The following is a 19,127-nucleotide window of genomic DNA, read 5'->3' on the forward strand; positions in this document are numbered from 1 at the left end:
AAAAGTCAGAAAAAAGACTTGGAATTTCGAAGTCGATCCGATACTTATACTGTGCGTTTTATGGATCGGCTTCGAATACAAATTTTTATCTTTATCTTCTTTTTCTATTGGGGGCCGTTACTCTCTCAAGGAACACAAAGTTCTGCTGGACCCGTTCTGGAAGAGAACGCAGACATTCATAAAAAAAATGCGGGCACTCTGGATAAGGAATACTACGAATATTATTTCCGAACGATTCCAGACGTAGACGCTCTTGAAAAAGCAAAGTTAGAATACAATTTGATTCGTTCTTTTAAATTAGAACTTAGAAAAAGAGAACCTTCTATAACTCAGGACTATCTAAAACAGATCAAAGCCGCTAATATTCGTTATGAAAGGGTAAATCCGGATTCCATTTGGATGCGCGGTATCCGAAATCAGATGCAACATATTCGATTTCAAGAATATATGTATATTGTAATATATGATAAATATTTTCTATATATTTCCTACGAGATCAATCCTTCTCGTTATGTGATGGAACCGTATCAAGTGCAGTTGATTTTTCAAAAAGAAAATCCTTTTTTTATCAAACTGCCTGATCCCTGAAAACTCTATAATAAAATCCGACGGCAAGTAAAATTAAAGAGAAACAAAGCCCAATTTTGGAAAACATTTCTAAAAAATTGAAATCGTTTATGGATAAAGAATTTTTTTTGATTCTGGCCAACATGCGGATTTTTCCGAAAGTTTCTAAAGTTTGTATTCGTACTTCTATGCTATCTCCTACCCGAAGCCGTTGATATAAATTTTCATCCACTTGTTCTGTAATTTCGTATAACTTTCCAAATTCATCCGGGACTCTGTAAGAAACTAGATAGGCTCTTCCTCCTGATTTTTCTATACGAACCGATTCCGTAAGAGTACCAAAAACAGTAGGACCTGGCTCTTTCAATTTTTGATAAATCCAATCCAGCTGTTTGTTTTCTGAGTGGACGAATAGATAAAAAGGAAGGAAAAATAAAATAGAACCGAAACCAATCGTAAATAATATTTTATAAAATGGAGTTGAATACTTCATGAAAGAGTTCTAAACTGTTAGTTTTCAATTCCTTCGGATTATTACAATCAAATAAAATGAATACGAAAAATGAACCTGATTGTGTTTTTGCTTTGTATTGATAAATAAAAGAATATCTTTATTTTCAAAGAAAACGATGAAGAATTTAATTTTTGGATCTACTAAATCTTTTAAAAAATTTTAATCATACTTAATTTCATTTTGGAAATTCAGGATGCTACCTTGAGTAGTTTTGAAAATTTAGACGTATGAATTTATCCAGGTCTCAATTCTTGCGATATTTAGGAAAGGGTGCTGCTGCTTTGGCTCTTGCAAGATCCGGAATTCTTTCTTCTTCTTCAAAACCTTTAAAGTCAAAACGGAATAAATTTCCAAAATTCCAACCAATTTCTCCAAGCGAACAAGATTTTTTAATCTTACCCTTCGGTTATAAATACAATACGATCGCTCTTTATGGAGATAGAATTAATATTCAAGGAGACACGTTCGGTTTTAATTCTGATTTTAATTGTTTTTTTCCTTTAGAAGGAAAAAACGATACGGGTCTTCTTTGGAACAATCATGAAACTTTAGGAACATTAGAATATTATGTAAATGGATACGACAGTCAAAAACAAGGGCCAAATTTAAGAACAGACAAACAGATAGAACAATATCTGTATGCGTTAGGTGGTTCCGTGATCCATATTTCTAAAAAGAAAGGAGAATGGATTCTGAACCCCGATTCCAAATACGGAAGAAGAATCCACGGTCTTACAAAATTTCGTCTAACGGGTCCGGTAGCTGGGAGTCCAGCAGTGGGAAATACAAATCTGGTTTTTGGAACGTTTGCAAATTGTGCGGGGGGGCTAACGTTTTGGAATACGGTTCTTTCTTGCGAAGAAAATGTAGAATGGATCATTGAACCTTGTAGACTTCCCCACGAAACCCATTATGGTTGGGTAATTGAGGTGGATCCTTTTGATCCAAAGTCCGTTCCTGTAAAACATACTGCGTTGGGAAGGTTTGCACACGAAAACGCGGCGCTTGTATTGTCTACTTCCGGAAAGTTGGTGGTATATATGGGAGACGATGCCCGGGATGAATTTGTATATAAGTTCGTATCTAAAAAATCCTATGATCCTTCTTTAGGTGCAAAAAATTCAGCTTTATTAGAAGAAGGAATTTTATACGCCGCAGACTTTGATAAAGGAATTTGGATTCCGTTAGATTTGGAAACCAATGAAACATTAAAAAATTATAAAACAGAAAATGGTAATAGACAGTTCGAGACTCAAGCGGACGTTTTAGCCTATTGCAGAGCCGCCGCAAAAATCTGCGGTGCAACTCCTATGGATCGTCCAGAGGATATAGAAATTCATCCTTTGGACGGGACCGTTTTTATCGCGATGACAAACAACGATAAACATGGGAATTTATTTGGTCAGATTTTACGAATCCGGGAAAAATCGAAAGACCACGCCGGTTTGGAATTTGATTTTGAAGTTTTTATTGCGGGCGGGACTAATTCTGGATTTGCCGCTCCAGACAATCTTGCGTTTGATAAGGACGGAAATCTTTGGGTCGTAACAGACATTTCCGCTAAGAATTTAAACAGATCTGTATATAAGAAATTTGGAAATAACGGATTGTTTGTGATCGGGACCGATACGGGTCGGGCGTATCAATTTGCTTCTTCTCCAGTAGGAGCCGAGTTGACTGGGCTTTGGTTTACCCCCGATCAAAAGGAATTGTTTCTTTCTGTACAACATCCGGGAGAAACCACAAAAGACTATAAAAAACCAACCAGTCATTGGCCTCACGGAGAAGATTTTCTACCTAAGCCCGGAGTAGTTGCAATTTACCTAAAGTAGTAAGATGTTATTTTGTCGCTGCTTCGAGCGCCTGAGTTTCCGTGTCAAAATGAATAAAAGGTTTCCAGAGTCCTAAAAGGTTAAAGATCTGAATCACTTTTTCAGAAGCTTCCGTCAGAAAAAGTTTTTTACCGTCGTTTGAAAGTTTATGTTTTAATTCGAAGATGGAACGTATTCCGGAACTGGAAACATACTTCAGCTCGTTTAGGTTTAGTATCACTACGTTCGGATGAGGAGGATCTATGATTTCGGTTTTAAATTCGGTAAAACTACTTTCATCCAGTCTTCCATCCAGTGCATAAACAAAAATTTCTGTCGAAATTTCTTTTTTTTTAATCTTCAATTGACTCATGACTTACGAACCACTACGTGTAATTTTTTTTGAGAGAGGCTAAATTCAGCTTTTGCTCCGGGGGGAAAATCGTAAATCGTTTCCGCAAGAGAATCGATTGAAATTCCACCTTTCATTTCTGAAATCAGGCTAAAACTGTCGGTAACTGTAAAATGGTCGAGAGTATACCGAGTATGTTCCTTTTTTCTAAGTTCTCTACAATAGACTTTAAAAAAGGGAGATTGTTTATCAAAACTTGTATCTGTATTTTCGCAGGACATGACCCAACCTGTGGAACCGGCTCCTGTGTACACTAAAAGTCCGGAACATTTTTGTTCTTCCATTTGATTTTGATGGCAGATCAAAAAACGACTCGTTAGATCGGGGCTGTTGTTTCGGATCGAAATTTCGCTGATTCCTCTTAACGTGTTAATTTTTCTACCGTCCGGATAATGAATTTTGACTTCGATTAACGGCCATTCTTCTAAGATTGTATTTTCCCAATTTGTTTCCAGAGCTTTTTTAATATCTTCCACATGAAAAGAAAGAAGAGCCCCCACCGATGTAGGCGGATCAGAATTACAACCTAAAACGAGAGTGTCTACCGCGTGATGAGCAACAAAGGTAAAGTGATTGTCTCCTCCTAACGCGATCACTAGATCATAATCGGAAGGAGGTTTTTGTTCCAAGTCTTTTCTAAAGGTAAAATCCCCATTTGGAAAAAGAAGTTTCAGAGTTTCACGATTGGAAATTTGCCTGAGATGTGATTCGTGAATTCTCGCAAAAGAGTCGTTTTGAATTTTATAAATTTTTTGAATTTTTTCAAGAGATCCCCATTCTTCTAAATCCAGTTCGAACTTAGTTCGTTTGCCTAAAATCAGGACTCGTTGGGCCGTCTTTAATCTATTTAAGGACATCCTGATACAAGAAAACAGATTTGTTTTAAATGATCGAGATTTTTTTGAAGAATACAGAAGATGAAAGATACATTTTGTTTTTTCAGTGTGACTAGAATTATCACTTGAATCCATAACATCTCAAGTTAGTTTAGAAATTGACTGCTTTACGATTGAAAATGTGAAATATAAAAACGAAATAAAGTGCTTTTATGTCCCAAGAAGAGAAACGAATTCGAGAATTAGAAGAAGAAAATAAAAAACTCAAACGGCAGATAGAAAATACGGCACGTTCTCCTTATCTAAAAAAGGGAATGGCAAACGTTCGGTATTACGCCAGAATCTTTCGAGAAGAAATCGTAACCAATGAGATTCGAGGAAGAATTGACGAAAGTCTGGGAACGCTGTATGAAATTAAAAATTTTGTTTATCGTTATTCTTTGTTAGCTGAGTTGGATCCAGATACGATCCGGATTATCGCCACCGAAGCGATTCAAAACATCGTGGAACACGGTTATGGAAAATACGCCGAAATCGAATTAGAATTACATAATGAAGTTATAAATCCATTTTTTAAGATGTCTTTCAAACACGAGATGCAGCCGGGGATGAAATACACTCTTTCTCAAATTAATGAGAACGTAAAAAAAGGAGACGTTTCCTCTGAACATTTCGACATAGAAAATTCTAGGGGCAGAGGAGAATTTTTGATGAAGGAATTGGCGGACGAAAGAAGGATCTTAAACGGAGTAGAGATCACTCCCGAAGGAAATAAAATGCATTATTTCAAAAGGGTTTTGATCAATTATAAAGATCCAAAAGGTCCGAGGGATGTAACGAGTTTTGATGAAATTAAAGAAGAGATTGATCGATTGGACCCGGAAGAGGCGCTCTGTTATTTTCATATTGATCATAGAAAAAGTAAACTGTCTTCGGTTACGGTTGTGGTTGTTTCCTCTAGAGAAACCAAACTTAGAACTATGATGGAAACATCCGGTTTTTATCTCGTCCATAAAGATAAATATTATAGGACTGTATTTTGTTCTTTCGAACCTACGAAGGAATTTACTTCTTCTGAACTTGAGAATCTTTTTGAAAAAATTCGTAAACAAGTTGAGATTGAAAAAGAATGAACGACCAATCGGATCAATTCGGAGATGGCGATTCCGCGACAGACGGAGGATTTCCGTTTTATCCCTTTCGAGATTTTTTACTGGGAGAAGTTATATTCAAAACTTTGCAAGAAGATGGGATATCGTCTAAAGATGCAGAAGACGCGGTTCTTTCTCATTTAACTTCCGGTAAAAAACATTTTGTATTCACTCCCAACGCTAAAAAACAAACATTACTCAATCTTTATCCCGAAAAGATCCGGAGTCTTTTAAAAGCTAATCAGGAAGAAAAAATCAAACAAGAATTTTTTAATATGATTCAAGCTGAAGAAAGAATGGATCTTGCTTTGGAACTTTTAGAATGGTTGTTTACCGGTTTTGAAGAAAAAAGAAAATTGTTAAACGAATTGTTTTCTTTCTTCTTAAATGATAAAATTCTTTTGCAGGGCAACTTTTTGGATCGTTTAAAAATAAATTATGAAGAAGAAATTTTAAAAGATCTCAAAAATTTAGAGTGAACGTTTACAAAAAAGTAATCTGATTGATGCAAACTCGTTTTGAAATCCATTAAAGCAGAACAGTTTAAGAACTACTACTTTTTTACGCCTGAAGTTTTGGATTTTCCTTGTGGCGATTCTTATCTCTTTCTGTGTTTTTCTTTAAAGTAGCGCGTAACGCATCTTCTAAAGAAATGCCCATCTGATTAGCAAGACAGATTAGTACGAATAACATGTCTCCCATTTCCTTAGAAATTCCTTCCGGATCTTCCCCTTTTTTAAAGGATTGGTCACCGTATTTTCTCGCGACTAATCTAGCAAATTCTCCCATTTCTTCCATGAGGATCGCAAGATTGGTAAGTTCCGAAAAATACCGGACTCCAAATTCGGAAATCCATAGATCTACTTTTTTTTGAGCCTGATTGAAAGAGAGTTCATTTTCGTTCATCTTTGTGTATCCAATTGATCTACTAATATTTCAGTTGGTTCTAAGTAACAGCCTCCGCTCAAATGATGAGGATCTATATATTTTCTACATTTTACTTGGTCGCGAAACTCATTCATATCGAGTGGAGTTACATTCTTAAATTCTAATATTTCTTTACGGATGTTTTGCCAAGTAGGATAAAACCCTGCAGATTTAACTCTACTTTCCAAACCTTCATACAACAGTGGTGACCAAAGGATTACTTTGATCCTGTTTTTTTCAGCGGTTTCTAAAAATCGGAACAGAAATTTTTTCTGAACTGGAGAGAGGTTAATATAACGATAGATTTCGTTGTAATATTTTATCGCTTCTTCTTCTAATTTTTCCGGAGGAGTATTGGTCAATAGTACGTTTGGAATTCCTCCATTAAACTTATCTGATTCGGTCATGAGAAGATTTCGAACTGCAAGGATCGTATCTTTGGAACTAGGATCTTTGATTCTTCCCATCGCTTCTTTAAATCTAGGAGGAAACACCGTAGTTCTAAAAACCTTGGATCTTAAAAACGTATCCCAGTCATTTGTAGAAAACCAATTCGCATAACGCAAAAAATACGGAAGATCATAAGAGTAACGTAATGGATAACGGTTGCAGAAATCCGTCATTGAATCTGGATAAAATTCTAAAATCGCGTAGTCCGGTTTGATCCCAGAGGAAAGTATTTTTTCCAAATTGTAGTTATGATACGAAAAAGGCGCCGAAGGTGCAGAAAAATTATATATGATTAGATCCGATCTTTTTCTACGAATCACATCGAGTGAAAATTCCCCCATGTGTGAAGTCCCAAAAAAAATTAAGCTTTTTTGATTTTCTTTAGAAACTGACTTTTCTTTGATTAAGGCGGAAAATACTCTATCCTTCATTTCATAAAAGTAATATTCCGCTCCCGCTTCGGTATAGGGGCGAACTAACTGAGAAGATAAAAGACGATCCAAAGAAAGTGTAAAAGTAAAGAATAAGAGCGGAACCGTTAGTAGCTTTTTACGAAATAAAGGAACCAGGTTCGATCGTTTTAGGATGTTCATCATTCCTCCCTTAAAACTGAAAATAGATAAAGTCCTGACTTTTGCCCGCGTAATTGGAAAGAAGTAGAACTAATAAAATTAGAAAAATGGAAATTAGAATTTTACGATATTTAAAATAAAACCGAGGCCACTTTTCAAAATATTCCAATGTATGAAGTAAAATTCCTCCAGCCAAAAACGGAATTAATAAAGAACTTTTTAATATCGATTTTGTAGGTTCGGTGATCCACTGAACCCCGTAATAGAAAACGTACCAAGCATCCGAAATAGATTGAGCGCGAAAAAAAACGGCTCCTATCATAAAAATTGAATATACGAAAAAAGCACGAACCACCCACCATATAAATCCTTTTTCGGGTAGTTTTGGAACACCGATCTTTTCCAGCAATCGATCAATCACTAACCAAAAGCCGTGCCAAAAACCCCATACCACGTAAGTCCAACTAGCCCCATGCCAAAGGCCGCCTAACGTAAACGTAGTGATTAGATTTAAATAAACCCTAGGCTCTGAAGTTCTGGAACCACCTAACGGAATATAAATATAATCTCTGAGCCAAGTAGCGAGTGTAACGTGCCACCTTCTCCATAGATCCTGAACGTTTTGTCCGAAAAAAGGAGCACGAAAATTTACTGGAATATTAAAACCTAAAAGAAAAGCACAACCTCTTGCTATATCTGTATAACCACTAAAATCACAGTAGACTTGCCAGGTAAATCCCTGCGCCGCCCAAAAAAGAGAATTGCCGTCGTACTCGGAAGGGTTTCTATATACTGGATCTATCAAGGCGGCAATATTATCTGCGACTAAAATTTTCTTTGCAATCCCGAGTCCTAAGAGATACAAACCTGTGTAAATGTAAGAAGGTTTGATTTTTACCTTATCTAAGATAGGAAAAAAATCTTGATGCCTCATGATCGGACCGGCTACCAACTGTGGAAAAAATAGAATAAAAAGTACAAATCGAAAAAGACTGCAATTTTCAATAATCTTTCCGCGGTAAACATCCACTACAAACGCGATAATCTGGAACGTATAAAAACTAATCGCAAGTGGTAGAATAATTTGAAAGCCGAAGGTTTTTTGGTCTAAAAATCCCCAACCAGTCCAAGTGTAAAAGTTATCTGTAAAAAAATAGAAGTATTTAAATATTCCCAAATTGATCAGATCTAAAATGACGATAGTTCTTAGAACAAATATACTTTTCTTTTTAAATAGACTTTGAATTGCTAAATAATTAATATAAAGAATACCTAATAAATGAAAAAGAAAAGGTACACTCCACGTGGCGTAAAAAATCAAGGAAGCGATTACGATCACCCATTCTCTGTAACTTTTTCCGTTATAACTCCAATAAATAATATAAACACAAAGAAAGAACAGAAGAAATAGAGTGGAAGTAAAGATCATTTGTTTTCCTTTTCCAAAATTGCTTTCAAATCTTTCGCAAATGCGAGCGTTAGTTTTTTCATTCCGATTGAATTGAGATGAATCAGATCGTAGTAGTAATCTCCGTTATCAGAACCATCCAACATATCCTGATAATCGAATAACGGAACGGGATTAGAAGGATGGATTCTTTTCAGTTCTCTTTTCCAAACTTCGTTTCTTTCCGTAAGTCTCCACTTTTGTATGAGTTGGCTGTAAGGCGCTACTACTCCGATTATTTGTATGTTTTGACCATTTTCTTTTCCGATTCTTCTAATTTCGTCGTGTAAAATTTTAAGACGATCAAAGTACTGTTTTGTAACTTCATCTTCATTTGCGTGTGTTACTATATGATTTGCAATAATACAGGTATCAAAGATCGCCTTTTTATGAAATCGATCCGAACCTTCTGGAATTGGCTGGCCGTTAGCAGGATCTGTTTTTTCGATACAGTTGGAAATATCTTGAATAGGATACATGCTGATCCTTTCTAAATATGAATTTTCATAGTCCCAAGGATTCAGATTTTCTATTTTAAAACGTTTCCCAATATCTTTGATTCTTTTAGAAGGACTTAAGATCAAATCTTGAATGTCTCTTCTGTAAGCGATAGACTTCAAAGTGATATAGATAAGATCGTTTACATTTACTTGATAATCAAAATCGTAAATTCTAGAATACACTTCCAGACGATTGAATTCAGAGATCATCGCAAGGGTAGGTAGATTTAGAACTTTTTGACCAACCCAGGGGGTTGTCACTTCAAAGACGTGAACTACCGTTTTTATGTTTTTAAAGTGAGGAAGAGTTTTTAAAACGGCCAGATCTTGAACGATCAACTCGGTTCCCGGAATTGCAATAGACTGAACTTTTTTTCCTAAAGGAGAAAGTTCCTGATTTAAAATGGGAATGGACAAACCTTGATATGCAACCGATGTTCCCACGACCAAAATGTCCGGATCAAATTCTTTTTGTTTTTCAAGAACGTGATTCGTAATTCTAGAAACGTTAGCCGCGTATGAATTCTTTTTTAAAAAAGGTCTGTAACAACCGAATTGCATTCCGGTTTCGAGCCCAATTAGAATCAAAACCGGAATCCAAAATTTAGAATCTTTGATAAACGCAATATATTCTTTCATATCGGATTTTATCCTAAAACGCAAAGTAGAGAAAACTCTGACTTTCCGTGATTCCGAAAATCAAAAGCATAAATACGTTTGCCAGAAAGAAAAGTATGAATTTCCATCGACTTTGAACAATTTTTTCTATATTATTTTTTGCGAATAGATAAGATGCTATAAAACAAATCAATAATAGAATCCCATACGTATAATTAGAATATCCTTTGATTCCTACAAATCCGTTCGGTCCTAAAAATAGCAAAGACTTCATCATAGGGATCGCCTTTTCCATTGTCTCTGCTCTGAACATGATAAATCCAAACGTTAGGCAAAACATCGTAAAAATTCTAGCACAAATATCATAAACAATTCCTCCTTTCTCGTTTAGAAAAGAGGCAACTCTAGTTTTAGAATATTCTCTATGTGTAAAAATCATAATTCCCTGCCAGAGCCCCCAACTGATAAAATGATACGCTGCTCCGTGCCAAACTCCCGCAAAAAACCAAGTAATGAATATATTTCTATACGTGAGGAGCGTGTTTCCTCTTGATCCTCCGAGCGGAATAAAAATATAGTCCCGAATCCAAGTAGAAAAAGATATATGCCAACGAGACCAATGATCTGTTATATTTCTTGCAACCATTGGAAAATTAAAATTAGGATCGAACTTATATCCAAAAAGGCGAGCCACACCAATGGCTATATCGGTATAACCTGCAAAGTCAAAATAAATCTGCCAACCAAACGCGAGCGCTCCTGTCCAAATTTCGATCGGATTAAGGGTCGTATAATTTGCAAAAGTAAAATCTACTACTTTTGCTAGATTGTCTGCAAAAACAATTTTACGAGTAAAACCAATCAGAATCTGACAAAACGCAATTTGTATGTCTTCTTTTTGGACAGGAAGAGGAAGTTCCAAATCTCGAAAGAATGTTTGCGCGCGAACGATCGGCCCGGCTACCAATTGAGGAAAAAAGGAAACGTAAAGCGCAAAATCTAAAAAAGATCTTTTGGCTTCTATTTGTCCTCGATATACGTCAATTGTATAACTTAAAGATTGAAACGTATAAAATGAAATTCCAACTGGAAGTACTATATCATAATATGCGAATTTAAACCCTGCTGCAGGAGTGAGATCGTTTACCACTCCTAAAAAAAAGTTCGTATATTTAAAGTAGGCGAGTAGCCCTAAATTAGTGGCAAGGGATAATAAAAGCCAGAGTTTTCTTTTTTTAGCATCTGCAGCCGCTTGAATTTTGAGAGAAACGAAATAATCGATGACAATTGAATAGAGTAAAAGAAGGATAAATTCTTTTCTCCAAGACATATAAAAATAAAAACTTGCGCCTAAAAGAAAAATTCTTTGTATCTTTCCTTTTAATAGATGATTAAGAATGAGTACGATAGGAAAGAAAAATAGAAAGTGAAGAGAGTTAAAAAGCATTTTCGTCTAAATCAAGCTTTGGAATATCTGAAGAGCAGTTTTTCAAAATAGAATATACTTACAACTTCAATTTACAAACTTGGAGCGTTAGAATTCATATCAAAAATACTGGTTTTTTCCGATTCAGTGGAATAAATTTTTTCAGGAAGAATCGATTCTAGTTTGAATTCAATTCCTTGGATGTAACTTACAGTTTTTTTCTTAGAGTGGGGGAGTGTAGAAAAAGAAAAATTAACTAAAAATAAAAGAAGACACCAAACAAAGAGTATCGAATGATAAATTGCTCTACTTCCAAATGAAAATGTCTGAAACTCGATAGATTTTAAAGTCAAACCTGCAAGAAGAATCATACCTATCGAAGTCCCCACCCAAAACTCAAAGAAGTAACCTTCCCACCATGTATAAAATAAAATGGACGGAACGAGCCAAAACAAAAGTAGAATTGTCTCGGTTCGAAACCGTTTCCAGATATTTTTAAAATTGAAAAAAAACATACAAAGAATAAAAACCCAAAAGATGAGATTTAGGTTATAAGGTAAGGACTCTCTTTGTTCCCAAGAATGTAGACGAACTCTCAAGCCGTTTTTGATTCCTTCAAAATTGAGAAACGCATCTCCGATCCCTCGATAAAAATTCATTACATAATTTTTTGCCTCTGGAGAATTTCCCCATTTATCCTTAGTGGCATATAAAAAAAGCCAGTTCGCAAAATTTCTTTCACTGTCCAAAGGAGAAGAAAGATTTCTATTCAATAAAATAAAACCGACGTAAAGATAAGAAAGAGTCAAAATTCCAATCAGTAAAAAACAGTATAAAAGTGTATAACGTAACTTTTGAGGGAGTTCGAAATCTTTTCCTTTCCAAGTTCGAGAAAATAAAATTGAAATCGGAACCAAAGGTAAAAATAAAATATCCGATTGATGGAAATAAACTCCAAACAATTGAATTGTAAAAAGGATGATCAAAGAAATCGGAGAATGTCCTTTTTTAGCAAAATAAACACAAAACAAATACAAAGTCGCGGTTAAACACGAGTGAATTAGAGGAGTATCATTGTGTTGTGAATAGAACCAAAACCCTTGAGAAAAATGAACGGCTAAACCCAATATGATCGCGCCTAACGTATCTGAATAAATTTTACGATACATATAAATAAAACAAAAAAGAAAAAGTAATGCGGAAATTAAAATTCGTAGTCGAAGTCCGAACATCACAGAATCTCTTCCAATCCATTCTCTCCAAAGTTTGAGATATAAATAACCGCTACTTTCAAAACCTAAATGGTGAGGATTGTAAAAAATTCTCCAGATAAGATCGGAGTTGATATTGTAGGCGTAAACGATTGCGTCCCAATCGTAATGTCTGGAAAGAAAACGAAGATCGAAAAGAAAAACGGAAAACAAAAATAAGATCAGAAAACCGAAAAAAATTTTATTTTGCAAGGCTCGTGTCATCACTAAACATCCATTAAACGTATGTCTTTTGAAGTTTTTCTAATAGATTTTTGTAAAATCTCAAAACGTGGAAACTATTACAACTTTTAACGGTAGAGAAAAGTTTGTAAACAGTCCAAAGACAACGTAATCCATAGTAGGAATTACCGTACAATGGATCGTTTGATTTCTTTTCAGTTTTTGGGATCAATTCTAAAGTGAATCTCATCGGATCTAAATTTCTGCATAAGGTTGCGCCGTTTTTATAATTTTCACTAAATTAAAAATTTATTTAATAGAGGTTGTAGATAAAAATTTCCGAATTAATTCAAATCAATTTGTATATTCTAATATTCAAATAGTCCTCGGATTAAATTTTCGTTTTGACTTGGAAAAAAAAATGGAGAATAAAGTCCAGAAACCTTGCCTTCCGATTTTAGATCAGGAACAAAAATTACAATTCTTTCCAAACCTAAAAATCCTCTTAATAAACCGGTTTTATGTATAACTTGAATTCCGTTTTGTTTTCGATTCCACTGAAAGACATCCTTGTCGAAGAAAAACTTCCTTTCTAAAAAAAGAAAATCTCCTCTCAGAAATAAAAAGGTGAAACAAGTTCTACCGATAAAACGAACCCAATCTAAAATAAAAGCAAATCCTATATAACCGAAAACAAGGGCACCAACCGCCAAATACAATCTTTGGTCCTGTAAAATTGGAAGATTTAAAACTTTCGGAATCAATAGAAAATCGGTAAATTTTTGAAGATAAAAAGCGGAAATTTCCACCGCGAGATAACAACCGTATAACATTCCAAAGACGATTAAAGTAATAAATGCCGGAGGAATGAGATTGATTTTCAAGCGAATTGGAGTTCCCACTTGATTTGAATTTAGGGATTCCCAACCGGAGTAAATTTTTTTTTCATTCTGTTTCATATTTCTAACGATGTAATTCCTTTCTATGTTTCCAAAGATCGATCAAACCTTCTTCGATTTTTTTTGCTGTCTGATCCCAGCTCCACTGAGACGTATCCCAAACGGAAGACCTTTTTAGTTTTTTATTAGGTAATTGTAATAAAGAAGAAACCCAAGAATCTACATTCAAAGGTTCCGCAAACAAATCTACGTCTCTTTCTAAAATTTCATGGAACACGGGAATATCGGAAGCGACACAAATTTTTCCTTCCCGAAGAGCTTCTATCAAAGGAAGTCCAAAACCTTCATGGGTCGAAGGAAATAAAAACGCGGAACATTTTTGATATAACCAAGCAAGAACTTCGTCTGTTGGATTCTCTACAAAAAAAATTCCTTCGGATTCTAAATTACCTTCTTTTAAGAGTTTTGTCAGACCTTCTGATTTCCAACCTAAACGGCCGGCGATTACAAATGGAAAAGGATAAGAAGAATTTTGCTCTTTTAGTTTTAAATAAGCGTTAATCAAAGTGTTCAGATTTTTTCTAGGTTCTAAGGTTCCTATGGTAAATAAAAAATTTTCAGGAAGTTTTTGAAGTGGTTCTTGAAAAGAAGGAAAAGATTCTACTCCGGGATAGACTACTTTCAATTTTGGATTTAAATTCGATTTAAATTTTAAAATATCCTGACGTGTATTTTCGGAAAGACAAAATATAAGATCGGCACGATTTAATGTTTTAGGAGAAAGAATTTTATGCTGCCAAAAGTTTGCGGTCGTCATTGTCTTAGGAGCAGCCCGAAAATTAAGATCATGATAATTTACTGCCGTTAACGCATCACCGCAGATTAGAGGGAGCAACTGAAGAGTTCCCCAAAAAATATCCAATCGATCTTTTCTGATTCTTTTTGGAACTGTACAGTTCAGCCAAACGATCCCAGGAAATTTTCCGGTCATAAAAAATCTAGAATTTGGATTAGAAAGAATATCATAAAATACTGTATGAATTGGTTTATTGGAATAGAGATAGTATTCTAAAGGTGAATCGTTTCGAATCAATCTTCTTAAAACTTCGGCAAGGTATCTGGAGTTCCCAGTAATTCCATAGGCAAGAGGACGAACATCCACTCCTACTCTAGGTTTGTATTTAAGTTCGTTAGTTTGAATCGGCATCGTAAATTGGTTATCAATTTTAATTCTTTTCTGGAGTTTTATACTTCAGAGAGAATAAAAGCAAAACGTATTGAAAAATCGCAAAATACAAAAGATAAGAAGCCATCATTAATTTTTCTTCTAAACCGTTACCTAAAATCGAACGGTTAAAAAGAAGAATCAAAACTGAGCCTACTATAAAATAAAAAGACACTTTATCCTTTTCAAATATAAGTTTTATGGAATTTATAATCTTTTTTGGAAAAGAACTAGAAGTTGTTTTCCAAAAAGGAAGGACCGAACGTTCCGTAAAAGACCAAGTCCGATCGAGTAAAATTCCGGAAGGATATAAAAGAAAAACAAAAGCGTGTACCCAAGAAATTCCGCTAAATACAATCGAAAAAACGAACAAACAACCCAAAGTCAATTCTACATTACGTTTTGCAAATACTTTCCAGAAGAACGGAACTACAAGAGCTAAAGAAAGAATAGAATACATTCCTTTAACAACCCATTCATTCAATTCTTGTATAGGATATCCAAGTCGAGATTGGTTTAGAACATCCGCATAATTTAAGAAATATTTTGCAAGTGTTGCGTTCAAACTTTGATTGTTCTTCCAGGCTCTAAACAGAGGAGATTTCAAATAGTTGTCTAAAATCAATTGTTTCCAAGCCAAAGTCATTTCGATTGTAAATGAAGGTGCATATAAACAAGGAAGTAAAATCCAAAATAGAACAAATACAAACGTGTATAAAATTACCTGGTAACGTTTTTGCATTAGAAAAAAAAGAAGAAAAGCCCCCGGAGTCAGTTTGATTACGATTGCAAGAGAAAGTAAAAAACCGGATAACCAGTTTTTGTTGGTATGGACGGAAGTCAAAATCAAAAAAATTAGAATCAAACTAACTTGATTATTGTTCTGATGATTTTCTAAAAATCTTAAATTGAGGATACAAAGAACAATGATAAAAAGTAAATTCCCTTTTCGATGAAAACGAATGGAAAGAATATACAAAGAACCTAACAAAGCCAAAAAATTCAACGTAAGAAAAATTGCAGATGCAACTTCGTACGGAAACAGGGAAATCGGGATGAGTAAAAAAGCAAACGTAGGTGGGTAGATATAAGAACCAACTCCTTCCATCATATCTTTCAGCTGTAGAAAAACTTTTGGGGTAAAAATCTCTTCGATTTTAATTTCACCCGATCTAAGTTTTGTAAGAATTTCTTCGATCTGATCTAGGTTGTATAAATTGTTTCCTTGAGTAAATCGAATCGAAGCATTATAATAATCCCGAAAATCAGATCTGTTTTCGGATTTTAATATACCGTTGATAAAGAAGAGAGAAAAAAATAGGATGGTTCCTGCAACAATCCAGGTTCTCAATTGCATTCTGAAACACTTTTCAATTCCTTTAGAAAAGCCAACCAATAAAAAATCATACATTTTCTTTTCTGCTTTGTTTCTAAAGGGGAGCGTTCAACAATGGGCCCGATTTGTGAAGCAGACTTTTTTCATTTCTGTATACAAAACCCTATCAAATTGTTTTTTATTAAAACGGGTTTCAAAAATTAAATTTAACTTAAATGGTTTTGAGTCATATTTGAAAAAAGTTTCTTGAGATACTCTTTAGCCTAAAAAATTTAACAACGTTACGCTGTTCATTCAAAAAGATGTTATTTAAAGACCTCAAAGAATTTGAGTTTATATTGTCCGAAGAAAGGATTGCACGTTATCCGGTAGCCAATCGGGATGAGAGTAGATTAATGGTCCTGGATGTAAACACTGGAGAAATTTCGAGTGAACCTTCCTTTAAAAATGTAATTTCTTATTTAAGAGAGGGAGATCTATTAGTCGCCAATCATACCAAAGTAAGTAAACGTAGGGTTTATCTCAGGTCTAAAAATAGAATTCACGAGGCCATGTTTCTGGAAGAAAAAGAATCACTCTGGAGATGTAAAATTAGAAACTCTAAAAAGTTAAAGATGGGAGAACAACTCTACGATGAAAAAACAAAACTCATTTTATTTACAATCGAAAAGAAAGAAGAAGAATTTGTATTTTTAAAACCCAAACACCCGCTTCAAGAAGAGGACTTTCAACAAATCGGAGAGATTCCGATTCCTCCTTATCTCAAAAGAAACGCAGATTCTGAAGACGAAATCAGATATCAGACTCTATTTGCAAAAACACCAGGTTCGGTGGCTGCGCCAACTGCGGGTTTACATTTTTCGGAAAATATATTCAAAACTTTGAAAGAAAAAAAAATACAATTCTGTACTTTAGAACTCAAAGTAGGGTACGGAACTTTTCAACCACTTGCGGAAGAAAATTTCCAAAGTCAAAAATTACATCGAGAAGAATTTTTTTTAGAAGAGCCAAGCGCACAAATGTTGAATCTTGCTAAAAAAGAAAGAAGAAGAATCTTTTCGATCGGGACCACCACCTTGAGAGCGCTCGAATCCGCTTACGATCCAGTTACCGATTCATTTCGTTCTGGTCCAGGAGCTACGGAACTTTTTATTCTTCCGGAAGATAGATTACAAAGTTGTCAAGGTCTAATCACAAACTTCCATCTTCCGAGTTCTAGTTTGCTTCTATTAGTTTCCGCGTTTGCAGGAAAGGATTTGATTTTAAAAGCGTATCAAAAAGCAATCCAAGAAAAATTTAGATTTTACTCTTATGGAGATGCAATGTTGATTTTAGGAATAGAATTGATTCCTTAAGGAACTTAGCGGAGAATCGTTTTAGTGATTAAAAGAATAACTTCCAATCAATCGGCGATCAAACTACATGCAGGAAAACAGAAACCTAAAAACGGCCTTCCCGATTTTTTAGCCTTTCACAGAGAAGAACTCAGTTCCTTACCCAAAGCATTGGAAAATCCTGGAATCTTTTCTAACATTCTGATTACGGGACCGGGATTAGAATCTAATCTTACCTTATTGCAAGAATACATCTCTAGTTTGAAAAAAAATATCAAAGTCATCTGTGATCCTCATCCTGGATTTTTGACTCTCGCAGGATTTCCGGGAAATACGGAATACCGACCTGGTAAAATGGCTGAAGCAGACGGAGGTTATCTCTTATTACCTATGCGAGCCCTCACGGAAGATTCTAATTTATACTTTCTAGTCAAAGAAGTATTACAAACTGGTAAAATAGATTTTTTAACGTTACCCGAAATGACTGGTTCCAAAGAAATGAATCGTTTTCATCCTTCGGTTGATACTCGCTTTCGACTCATCCTAGCAGGAGAAGAAGGAGAAGTAGATTTTATTTCTGGAATCGATCCTGATTTTTATGACAGTTTTTCTTTTAAGATTCATCTACCATACGAGGCAGTGATGAAGACTAAAAAAAATCTTCAACTTTTTGGGGGATTGATTCATTCCTGGGAAAAACCAGGGTATCCAGAATTTGATTCATCCGCCGTGGACACGTTACTCGAAATAGGACTGAGATGGAATGATAGTAGAACAAGACTTTCTCTTTCCTTTGCAGAGCTTAGGACATTTGTAGGAGAACTTTTAGTACTCTATCGAAAAGAAAAAAAACCAATTACTAGAATTCAGGTAGAATCTGCGATCGAATCCGTAGAAAAAAGGATCGCCGTATACAAAAGAAGATATTTAGAAAGTGTAAGAGAAGGTTTAAATACGATTCAACTCAAAGGAAAAAAGACTGGGAGAATCAACGGTCTTTCCGTGATATTACTCCATTCTTCTTTAGCAGATTTTGGTCAGGTAAATCAAGTTTCGGCAAGAGTTGCACTTGGTTCCGGAAATTTTATCAATATCGAAAGAGAAGTAAATCTTTCTGGAGACTTACACGATAAGGGAGTTTTTATATTACAATCTTATATTAAAGGAATGTTCTCTCATATACAATCTTTCGGTTTGGACGCTTCCATTTTATTTGAACAAAACTATTCTCCAATTGACGGAGACTCTGCGAGTTGCGCTGAACTTCTTGCGATCCTTTCTGCGCTTGCCGGTCTTGAAATTCCTTGTAATATTGCAGTGACCGGAGCGCTTTCCCAGTATGGAGAAATTCTTCCGGTTGGTTCGGTAAATACAAAAATCTCTGCTTGGTACGAAATAATTCAGATTGTAGGAAATTCGAGGGATAAATATTCGGTTTATATACCCACTGCCAATTTACGGGATTTGAACTTGCCTTCTCCTATTCGTAAGGCTATGGACAAGGGAAAATTTCAAATCTTTACCTGTTCTCACGTAGAGGAATTGATTCCGGAAGTTTTTGGAATCCAAGCCGGAAAATTTGGCAAAAATGGAAAATATCCGCCCGGGAGTTTGTTCCATTTAATAGAGGAGAGAATCGACCGGAAAAAAGAAGAAGAACATATATAGA

18 protein-coding genes are annotated in these 19,127 nt (G+C 35.1%); 6 read left to right on the top strand and 12 right to left on the bottom strand.

Features of this window, described 5'->3' with window-relative positions; translation table 11 throughout:
* Window positions 1-18: 18 nt before the first annotated feature.
* Window positions 19-588: a hypothetical protein gene (locus tag LEP1GSC059_RS09920; RefSeq protein ID WP_017213397.1), complete on the top strand. Its 570-nt coding sequence runs from the start codon at window positions 19-21 to the stop codon at window positions 586-588.
* Here LEP1GSC059_RS09920 and LEP1GSC059_RS09925 read toward each other — a convergent pair.
* Complete coding sequence (locus tag LEP1GSC059_RS09925) at window positions 569-1,060, bottom strand: hypothetical protein (RefSeq protein ID WP_017213396.1); 492 nt, start codon at window positions 1,058-1,060, stop codon at window positions 569-571. The two genes, LEP1GSC059_RS09920 and LEP1GSC059_RS09925, sit on opposite strands and share 20 nt — an antisense overlap.
* Window positions 1,061-1,308: 248 nt before the next feature.
* On the opposite strand from LEP1GSC059_RS09925, the gene LEP1GSC059_RS09930 reads away from it, so the two are divergent.
* The gene (locus LEP1GSC059_RS09930; protein ID WP_036026897.1) at window positions 1,309-2,913 is read left to right on the top strand and encodes a PhoX family protein; all 1,605 of its coding nucleotides are present in this window, start codon (window positions 1,309-1,311) and stop codon (window positions 2,911-2,913) included.
* A gap of 7 nt (window positions 2,914-2,920) precedes the next feature.
* Here the strand turns inward: LEP1GSC059_RS09930 and LEP1GSC059_RS09935 are convergent, their stop codons facing one another.
* Together LEP1GSC059_RS09935 and LEP1GSC059_RS09940 are read right to left on the bottom strand one after the other, a co-directional pair.
* The gene (locus LEP1GSC059_RS09935) at window positions 2,921-3,265 is read right to left on the bottom strand and encodes an STAS domain-containing protein (RefSeq protein WP_002179716.1); all 345 of its coding nucleotides are present in this window, start codon (window positions 3,263-3,265) and stop codon (window positions 2,921-2,923) included.
* The gene (locus LEP1GSC059_RS09940; protein WP_002180067.1) at window positions 3,262-4,161 is read right to left on the bottom strand and encodes an NAD(+)/NADH kinase; all 900 of its coding nucleotides are present in this window, start codon (window positions 4,159-4,161) and stop codon (window positions 3,262-3,264) included. Before LEP1GSC059_RS09940 ends, LEP1GSC059_RS09935 begins: the two co-directional genes overlap by 4 nt.
* Before the next feature lie 191 nt (window positions 4,162-4,352).
* Here LEP1GSC059_RS09940 and LEP1GSC059_RS09945 point away from each other — a divergent pair, with 191 nt between their 5' ends.
* Window positions 4,353-5,273 carry an ATP-binding protein gene (locus tag LEP1GSC059_RS09945; RefSeq protein ID WP_017213395.1) on the top strand — a complete coding sequence of 307 codons (921 nt, stop codon included), beginning with the start codon at window positions 4,353-4,355 and terminating at the stop codon, window positions 5,271-5,273.
* Window positions 5,270-5,770 (top strand): hypothetical protein, encoded by a 501-nt coding sequence (locus LEP1GSC059_RS09950; RefSeq protein ID WP_017213394.1) that lies wholly within the window; start codon window positions 5,270-5,272, stop codon window positions 5,768-5,770. The genes LEP1GSC059_RS09945 and LEP1GSC059_RS09950 overlap by 4 nt, the downstream gene beginning before the upstream one ends.
* A gap of 82 nt (window positions 5,771-5,852) precedes the next feature.
* On the opposite strand, the gene LEP1GSC059_RS09955 is transcribed toward LEP1GSC059_RS09950, so the two are convergent.
* From LEP1GSC059_RS09955 to LEP1GSC059_RS10000, 9 genes are all read right to left on the bottom strand, one after another.
* A complete protein-coding gene (locus LEP1GSC059_RS09955) occupies window positions 5,853-6,197 on the bottom strand; it encodes a nucleotide pyrophosphohydrolase (protein WP_002179981.1) in 345 nt (114 codons plus the stop codon).
* Complete coding sequence (locus LEP1GSC059_RS09960; RefSeq protein ID WP_036057416.1) at window positions 6,194-7,261, bottom strand: DUF1574 domain-containing protein; 1,068 nt, start codon at window positions 7,259-7,261, stop codon at window positions 6,194-6,196. Before LEP1GSC059_RS09960 ends, LEP1GSC059_RS09955 begins: the two co-directional genes overlap by 4 nt.
* Window positions 7,262-7,271: 10 nt before the next feature.
* The gene (locus LEP1GSC059_RS09965) at window positions 7,272-8,669 is read right to left on the bottom strand and encodes an MBOAT family O-acyltransferase (RefSeq protein WP_017213392.1); all 1,398 of its coding nucleotides are present in this window, start codon (window positions 8,667-8,669) and stop codon (window positions 7,272-7,274) included.
* Window positions 8,666-9,826: an SGNH/GDSL hydrolase family protein gene (locus tag LEP1GSC059_RS09970; RefSeq protein WP_020980656.1), complete on the bottom strand. Its 1,161-nt coding sequence runs from the start codon at window positions 9,824-9,826 to the stop codon at window positions 8,666-8,668. The genes LEP1GSC059_RS09965 and LEP1GSC059_RS09970 overlap by 4 nt, the downstream gene beginning before the upstream one ends.
* Window positions 9,827-9,839: 13 nt before the next feature.
* Window positions 9,840-11,252 carry an MBOAT family O-acyltransferase gene (locus LEP1GSC059_RS09975; protein WP_017213390.1) on the bottom strand — a complete coding sequence of 471 codons (1,413 nt, stop codon included), beginning with the start codon at window positions 11,250-11,252 and terminating at the stop codon, window positions 9,840-9,842.
* Between the two features lie 71 nt (window positions 11,253-11,323).
* On the bottom strand, window positions 11,324-12,709 hold the full coding sequence (locus LEP1GSC059_RS09980; RefSeq protein WP_155243425.1) for a hypothetical protein: 1,386 nt from the start codon (window positions 12,707-12,709) through the stop codon (window positions 11,324-11,326).
* Window positions 12,710-13,032: 323 nt separating this feature from the next.
* Window positions 13,033-13,623, bottom strand: a complete 591-nt coding sequence (locus tag LEP1GSC059_RS09990; protein ID WP_002180085.1) for an LIC20162 family protein — start codon at window positions 13,621-13,623, stop codon at window positions 13,033-13,035.
* A gap of 4 nt (window positions 13,624-13,627) precedes the next feature.
* Window positions 13,628-14,770 carry a glycosyltransferase family 4 protein gene (locus LEP1GSC059_RS09995; protein ID WP_017213387.1) on the bottom strand — a complete coding sequence of 381 codons (1,143 nt, stop codon included), beginning with the start codon at window positions 14,768-14,770 and terminating at the stop codon, window positions 13,628-13,630.
* Window positions 14,771-14,789: 19 nt separating this feature from the next.
* On the bottom strand, window positions 14,790-16,199 hold the full coding sequence (locus LEP1GSC059_RS10000; protein ID WP_017213386.1) for a glycosyltransferase family 87 protein: 1,410 nt from the start codon (window positions 16,197-16,199) through the stop codon (window positions 14,790-14,792).
* A 227-nt stretch (window positions 16,200-16,426) separates the two neighbouring features.
* On the opposite strand from LEP1GSC059_RS10000, the gene queA reads away from it, so the two are divergent.
* Together queA and LEP1GSC059_RS10010 are read left to right on the top strand one after the other, a co-directional pair.
* Entirely contained in the window at window positions 16,427-17,479 is a 1,053-nt protein-coding gene (queA, locus tag LEP1GSC059_RS10005) for a tRNA preQ1(34) S-adenosylmethionine ribosyltransferase-isomerase QueA (protein ID WP_020980680.1), read from the top strand.
* A 24-nt stretch (window positions 17,480-17,503) separates the two neighbouring features.
* Window positions 17,504-19,126, top strand: coding sequence for an AAA family ATPase (locus tag LEP1GSC059_RS10010; RefSeq protein WP_002179851.1), 1,623 nt, complete (start codon window positions 17,504-17,506; stop codon window positions 19,124-19,126).
* The last annotated feature ends 1 nt before the right edge of the window (window position 19,127 follow it).

The sequence above is a fragment of the Leptospira noguchii serovar Panama str. CZ214 genome (assembly GCF_000306255.2).
Taxonomy (GTDB): Bacteria; Spirochaetota; Leptospiria; order Leptospirales; family Leptospiraceae; genus Leptospira; species Leptospira noguchii.